3 protein-coding genes are annotated in these 2750 nt (G+C 61.2%); all 3 read right to left on the reverse strand.

What is annotated here, in order from left to right; translation table 11 throughout:
- The coding region (pepQ, locus tag B2W52_RS19190; protein WP_286803926.1) for a Xaa-Pro dipeptidase at positions 1-1281 on the reverse strand (1281 nt) is incomplete at its 3' end.
- A complete protein-coding gene (locus tag B2W52_RS19195; RefSeq protein WP_273070159.1) occupies positions 1274-2188 on the reverse strand; it encodes a LysR family transcriptional regulator in 915 nt (304 codons plus the stop codon). The genes B2W52_RS19195 and pepQ, both read right to left, overlap by 8 nt.
- A gap of 75 nt (positions 2189-2263) precedes the next feature.
- Positions 2264-2750 (reverse strand): oligopeptide/dipeptide ABC transporter ATP-binding protein (locus tag B2W52_RS19200; RefSeq protein WP_349677086.1); only part of this gene is annotated, 487 nt, incomplete at its 5' end.

Here is a 2750-nt window from a genome sequence, read left to right on the forward strand (position 1 = left end):
CTCACGGGTCAGATTTCGGCAGCCGGCCTCTGTCACCACGACGTTGTCCTCAATACGGATGCCACCGCAGCCTCTCAGCTTGCCGATCAGCTCCCGGTTCAGGTATTGCCCAAACTCCCCTTCCAGCAAGGGATCCAGCAACGAGGGAATAAAATAGAAACCTGGTTCAATGGTCACCACTGTGCCCGGCTCCAGCCTGCGGGTCAGGCGAAGGAAGGGCGCGTCTTCCGGGGGCGGCGTTGGCTTTCCCGCGACATCATGAACCTGTACGCCCAGGAAATGACCGATGCCATGGGGAAAGAAAACCCGGGTGATGCCTTTCTCGACAATATCCTCGTCATCCAGGCCCGACACCAGCCCGGTCGCTGACAGCAAAGCCGCAATCCCCCCATGAGCCTTACGATGTATGTCGATGTAGTCCACCCCGGGCGCGACCATGTCGCAGAGCCTGACCTGAAGCCGGTCGAGACCGTGGATCAGCGCCGCGAAGTGGGACTCTCCCGGGCCTGCCGTGGTGCGGGTTATATCGGAGCAGTAGCTCCGAAAACGGACCCCGGCATCGATCAGCAGGCTGCGGGTCTGCCCTGGCGGCTGCGTATCGTAATACTGGTAGTGCAACGTCCCGGCGTGCTCGTTCAGCCCGATAATGCTGTGATAAGGCGCTTCGGCTTCCCGCTGACCGGTTGCCTGCTGGTAGGCCAGATTGATGCCAAACTCGCTCTCACCGACCAGGAACGCCTCCCGGGCCGCCGCGTGGCCTGCCAGAGCCAGTCTGTTCGCCTGCGCGAGACACTCGATTTCGTAGGGCGTTTTGCACACGCGGGTCTCGTCCAGATCCCTCAACAGAGCCTCCGGGTTTTTCTCACCCGGAATATTCCATATCAGGGCAGGATCCCCGATCACCGCAAGGCTTTCCGGATCATCCAGCAACGGGGCCTCGGGTGAGGCACTGCTGCGAACCTCGATGAATTGCTGCCAGGGCTCTTCCGCCAGTGGCGAATTGGCGTGCCAGAAGTCGACCGGTTCGAACAGCCAGAGCACGGGCTTGTGCCCGGCCCGGATCCAGAGCCAGCAGTGTTCGCGACCGGCCAGCCCGGTCCAGTGCAGAAACGGACCATAACCCTGGAAATGCCAGGCCTGGTCATCTCCATAACGGTAAGGCGCGGCGCCGGAAGCAATAAGCAGGCTGTCGTAGCCATGCTCTGCCAGGGCCGATTCGTATCGGGCCTGCAGTTCTTTCAAGTGATCGGTCTGCAGCGACAACAGCGCATCATCAGGCATGGCCATCTTCCAGTGTTTTCCAGAGCGTTAAAAGATCGTCCGAGCGGGTATCACGGAGACGGATCAGGCGAATCTCAAGGGGGACATCCCAGACTTCGTCACCGGCTCGCACCAGACTGCCGAACTGTTCGCTTTTTTCCATCATGCGCCGGGGCAACCAGCCCATGCCGAAACCCTGCTTCACCAGCGCCTTGATGCTGGCGGACTGGGTGTTCTCGTTCAGGGGTAACAGGTTGGCCGTCAACCTGCTGCGGGCAAGATGGCCTTCAATCGCCGATTGCAGGAAACCACGACTGTGATAAGCGATCAGCGGTACCGGCTGTTCCGGGCTGCCCGGCAAGGCAAACCGCGGATGCCCCTGATCGCCAGCAACACTGACCGGAACCAGGGATTCGCGAGCCAGCACCAGCCAGTCGTAACTATCGGCAGTCAGCCTCCCGCCCCAGGGCAGATCGGGATGCCAATAGCACAGCACCAGATCACACTCGCCACTGTCCAGCGCCTCCAGAAACTGCTCCCCCACCCAACTGGTGGCATTCAGATTTAGCTGCAAACGCTCGGCAATGCCCGCGTCTTTCGCCCAGCCCTGGTAAAAGTGCGAAAACAGACCCTGCGTGGAACCCACACTGATCCTGGCAGACACCTCGGCTTCAAGGGCGCTGATTCGATCACGGGTATCCCGGACATCCCGGGTGATTCGCTCGCACAGCTCCCGGAATATCTCGCCAGCAGGCGTCAGCGAGAGCGGCAGCGTCTGGCGGTTGACCAGCGTGCTGCCCATGGCTTCTTCCAATAATTTGATCCGGCGGCTGAACGTAGGCTGGCTCACGTGCTGCAACTCGGCAGCACGTGAAAAATGGCGCGTTCGGGCCAGCGCCAGAAAATCTTCCAACCAGCTTACTTCCATGGAGTCCCCTGAGGGTATGTCGTTGTATCGATGCGAGTTCTGCTGCTGGCATCATAGCCTATCGCAGCGGCGCCGTTACAACCGGCCCTCTTCCACCGCGTGGCAGGCCACCTGGGTACCGCCATCCGTGGTGATCAGCTGCGGAATTTCCTGCCGGCAGCGCTCGTTGGCGTAGGGGCAACGCCCATGAAACACGCAGCCCGACGGCAGGTTCACCGGCGTCGGCACCTCTCCTTTCAGGCGGATGTGGTTGGGGCGATCGTCCTCCAGTTTCGGAATAGCCGACAACAGCGCATGGGTGTAGGGATGTCGGGGCGCGGAAAACAGCGTTTTCGTATCCGCCAGCTCACAAACCCGCCCAAGGTACATGACGGCAACCCGAGTGCCGAAATGCTCAACCACCGCCAGATCGTGGGTAATAAACAGGTAGGTCAAGCCCCGGCTTTCCTGGGCGTCCATCAGCAGGTTCAGCACCTGGGCCTGGATCGACACGTCCAGGGCGGACACCGGCTCATCGCAGATGATCAGCTCCGGGTCGGCGGCCAGCGCCCGGGCGATGCCG

The sequence above is a fragment of the Marinobacter sp. UBA2498 genome (assembly GCF_002341575.1).
GTDB lineage: Bacteria > Pseudomonadota > Gammaproteobacteria > Pseudomonadales > Oleiphilaceae > Marinobacter > Marinobacter manganoxydans.